General features: G+C 68.4%; 4 protein-coding genes. 1 reads left to right on the forward strand and 3 read right to left on the reverse strand.

Features of this window, described 5'->3' with window-relative positions; all coding sequences use genetic code 11:
- Positions 1–130 precede the first annotated feature (130 nt).
- The gene (locus H7U20_RS17870; protein WP_199760506.1) at positions 131–1,039 is read left to right on the forward strand and encodes a LysR family transcriptional regulator; all 909 of its coding nucleotides are present in this window, start codon (positions 131–133) and stop codon (positions 1,037–1,039) included.
- 21 nt (positions 1,040–1,060) lie between these two features.
- On the opposite strand, the gene pcp is transcribed toward H7U20_RS17870, so the two are convergent.
- Genes pcp through H7U20_RS17885 form a run of 3 tightly spaced genes read right to left on the reverse strand, consistent with a single transcriptional unit; the run spans position 1,061 to position 3,483 of the window.
- On the reverse strand, positions 1,061–1,711 hold the full coding sequence (gene pcp, locus H7U20_RS17875) for a pyroglutamyl-peptidase I (protein ID WP_199760507.1): 651 nt from the start codon (positions 1,709–1,711) through the stop codon (positions 1,061–1,063).
- A gap of 33 nt (positions 1,712–1,744) precedes the next feature.
- The gene (locus tag H7U20_RS17880; protein WP_199760508.1) at positions 1,745–2,695 is read right to left on the reverse strand and encodes a DUF979 domain-containing protein; all 951 of its coding nucleotides are present in this window, start codon (positions 2,693–2,695) and stop codon (positions 1,745–1,747) included.
- Entirely contained in the window at positions 2,692–3,483 is a 792-nt protein-coding gene (locus H7U20_RS17885; RefSeq protein WP_199760509.1) for a DUF969 domain-containing protein, read from the reverse strand. The genes H7U20_RS17880 and H7U20_RS17885 overlap by 4 nt, the downstream gene beginning before the upstream one ends.
- Between the last annotated feature and the right edge of the window lie 124 nt (positions 3,484–3,607).

Here is a 3,607-nt window from a genome sequence, read left to right on the forward strand (position 1 = left end):
AAGACCGGGAGCCGGGGTCGGACCCCGCGGGGTCCGACCCCAGGTTTGCGCCCGTGGGTTTGGCCGGCGTCGCCGGCACTCCCGATAGATTCAGATTCGCGTCGTACTTTTTGAAGAGTCACCGCACGCCATGACCATCGATTTGAAACAGTTAAGGTACTTCCTCGCCGTCGCAGAGGAAAAGAGCTTCAGCCGGGCGGCCGAGCGGCTGCACATCTCGCAGCCGCCGCTGAGCCAGCAGATCATGAAGCTGGAGAACGAGTTGGGGGTGCGGCTGTTCGCCCGCACCACGCGCACCTTCGAGCTGACGGTGGCCGGGCGGGCGCTGATGAACGAGGCGGCCGAACTGCTCGGCAAGATGCGCATGACCATCGACACCATCCGCCAGATCGACCGGGGCGAGGTCGGCCGGCTGCGCGTGGGCATCGTCGGCTCGGCCATGTGGGGGCCGATCCCCAGCCTGCTGGAGGAGTTCCAGAGCAAATTCCCGCGCGTGACCTGGACCCTGCACGAGTTCGGCCCGACGGTGCAGTACGAGGCGCTGCGCGCCAAGCAGATCGACGTCGGCTTCTGGCGCGAACCTAAGCTCGACGAGGACGACCTGAAACACGACAACCTGCGGCAGGAACTGTGCTTCCGCGAGAACGTCTGCGTCGCCATCAACGAGCACCATCCGCTGGCCAAGCAGGACGCCATCGAGCTGATGGACATCGCCGCGGAGCCGATGCTGACGCTGGCGCTGGACAAGTCGGCCTTCCCGCGCTACCTGATCCAGTGCTGCGTCAAGGCCGGCTTCCAGCCGACCATCTTCCAGGAGGCGAGCGAGCCGCAAACCCTGCTGGCGATGGTCGGCGCCGGCCTGGGCGTGGCCCTGCTGCCCGAGACCACCAGCCGCATCGGCTGGCCCGGCGTGGTGTTCCTGCCGATCCGCAGCCAGCCGCCGTCGGCCAATCTGTACATCACCTACACCACGCTGGACGACGCGCCGGTGGTGCGCGCCTTCCTCAACATCCTCAATCCGCCGGCCCGCGCCGACTAGGGCGGCACCGACATTTCCGGGCTAGTGGGTGGTGCCGCCGGCCTCGCGCACATCGCTCTTGAGCTGCAAGGCGGTGCGCACGGCGACGCGCAGGCCGGCCACCATGTCGGTCAACGCCATGCTGGGCGCGCCGGGATGGTCCGCCGCCTGCTGCGGCAAATAGGGAATGTGGATGAAGCCGGCGCGCATCGCCGTGCCGAAGTCGGCGCTGTGGTGCATCAGGCCGTAGAACACATGGTTGCAGACGAAGGTGCCGGCGGTCTGCGACACCGAGGCCGGCAGGCCGGCCTCGCGCAGCGCGTGGACGATGGCCTTGATCGGCAGGGTCGAAAAGTAGGCCGCCGGGCCGCCCGCCACCACCGGCTGGTCGACCAGCTGGCGCTTGTTGTTGTCGGCGATGGGCGCGTCGTCGACGTTGATGGCGATCCGCTCGACTGTCAGATCGCTGCGGCCGCCGGCCTGGCCGACGGCGATCACCACGCTCGGTTGCAGCTCCTCGATCAGGTTCTTCATCGCCAGCTTGGCGGCGCCGAACACGCAGGGCAGCTGGCGCACGGCCACGGTGAAGTCGGCCTCGTTCCAGTCCTGCAAGGCGCGCACCGCCTCCCACGAGGGATTGATGCCCTCCCCGTTGAAAGGTTCGAACCCGGTCAACAATACGATCTTCTTCATTGCCTGCCACTCCCGTCTACTGCAGCGTCACAGCTACATCAAAAAATACAGCAAGGCCGCGTTGGTCGCCAGCAGCGCCAGCGCGGTCGGTATCTGCGCCTTGATGACCGCGTTCTTGTCCTTCAAGTCGAGCAGCGAGGCCGAGACGATGTTGAAGTAGGCCGCCATCGGCGTCATCAAGGTGCCGCAATAGGCGCTGAACATGCCGATCGCCGCCATCACCGCAGGATTAGCATGGTACACCCCCACCAGCACCGGGATGCCGACGCCGCCGGCCATCACCGGGAAGGCGGCGAAGCCGTTGCCCATCACGATGGTGAACAGCGCCATGCCGCCGCAGTACACCAGCACCGCCACCAGCCGCGTGTCCATGGCGATGTAGGAGGTGCTGACATGGGCCACCGCCTTGCCGACGCCGGCCTCGGAGAACAGCAGGCCGAGCACCGCCAGCATGTGCGGCAGCACCACCGCCCAGCCCATCGCGTCGACCAGCCGGCGCGATTCGCGCATCGCCTGCAGCGGCGTGGCGCGGGTCAGCCAGCAGGCCGCCGCCACCGCCAGCAGCGAGCCGCAGCCCAGGCTGACCAGGGTGGCGTTCTTCTGGTCGAGCAGGAACAGGCCGTCGATCCTGACGTCCTTCAGCAGGGTCGAACCGAGCACCGTCACCAGCGGAATGGTCAGCGCCGGCAGCAGCAGCTTGTGGCCCAGCTTGACGGCGCTGGCCTGGCGCTCGGCGTCGCTGCGCTGGCCGTAACTGCCCAGGCGCACGCCGCCGAAGCCGGCCAGCAGCGCCATCGTCACCATCAACGCGCCGGCCACGGCCGGCGCCAGGCGTTCGCCGGCCACATAGATCAGCGCGTACATCCACCAGAACAGCGCGGTGCTGTGGCGCCGTGGATTGCTGCGGTCGCGCCAGGACATCAGGCCGATCAGCGCCAGCATGGCGCCCAGCACCATGTAGAAGTAGTCGACGACGAGGATCATGCCGCCGTCCCGCCGGCCGCGCCGCCCTGCGCGTCAGGCCCGTCCTTGCCGTCGGCCTGTCGCCTGCCGTCGGCCTGAAGCTTGGCGCCGGCGGCGATGGCCGCCGCCATTTCGCGGGCGATCTGGCCGTCGAGCCGATGCAGGCGCCAGCCGTGGATGATGAAGGCCGAGACGGCGGTCGGGATGCCCCACAGGGCGATATGCAGCGGATCGACCTCCAACCCCTCGCCGCGCAGGATGGTCTGCATCAGCACGATGGCGCCGAAGGCGACGAAGACGTCCTCGCCGAAGAACAGGCCGACGTTGTCGGTGGCGGCGGCCATGGCGCGGATGCGCTGGCGCAGGCGGTCGGTCAGGCCGGGGTGGCGCAGCTCGGCGGCGCCCTCGGCCATCGGCGCGATCAGCGGGCGCACCATGCAGGGGTGGCCGCCCAGGCTGGTCAGGCCGCAGGCGGCGGTCAGCTCGCGCAGCGCCAGGTAGACGATCAGCACGCGCCCGCTGGTGGCGGCGCCGATGCGGGCGATGCTGCGCTGGGCGTGCTCCTTCAAGCCGTAGCGCTCCAGCAGGCCGATGGCGGCCAGCGGCAGCAGCAGGATCAGCGGCAGGTTGCGGGTTTTGATGAAGGCGGCGCCCAGCGAGGCGAGGATGTGCTCGACCGGCATGGCGGCGGCCAGGCCGGTGGCGACGCAGCCGGCCACCACCACCAGGGCCGGATTGACGCGCAGCGCGAAGCCGGCGACGATCACCGCCACCCCGAGCAGCGGCCACAGGTTGACTACTGTTTGCATTCTCGTCGTCGCCTTATTTTTGGAATCGCTGCATCTTACCCGGCTTTGCCTTTGTGGCAACGCACAAAAACGCTGCATTTCGGGCGGGATGCTGGCGACCCCCAACGGCGCCACCTGGGGTGGG

Origin of the sequence: Rugamonas violacea (assembly GCF_016461825.1) — a bacterium.
Taxonomy (GTDB): domain Bacteria; phylum Pseudomonadota; class Gammaproteobacteria; order Burkholderiales; family Burkholderiaceae_D; genus Rugamonas.

Bases quoted from the DNA above. Each gene is read 5' to 3' on its own strand.
- H7U20_RS17870 (WP_199760506.1), top strand. From the start codon at position 131: ATGACCATCGATTTGAAACAGTTAAGGTACTTCCTCGCCGTCGCAGAG.
- pcp (WP_199760507.1), bottom strand. From the start codon at position 1,711: ATGAAGAAGATCGTATTGTTGACCGGGTTCGAACCTTTCAACGGGGAG.
- H7U20_RS17880 (WP_199760508.1), bottom strand. From the start codon at position 2,695: ATGATCCTCGTCGTCGACTACTTCTACATGGTGCTGGGCGCCATGCTG.
- H7U20_RS17885 (WP_199760509.1), bottom strand. From the start codon at position 3,483: ATGCAAACAGTAGTCAACCTGTGGCCGCTGCTCGGGGTGGCGGTGATC.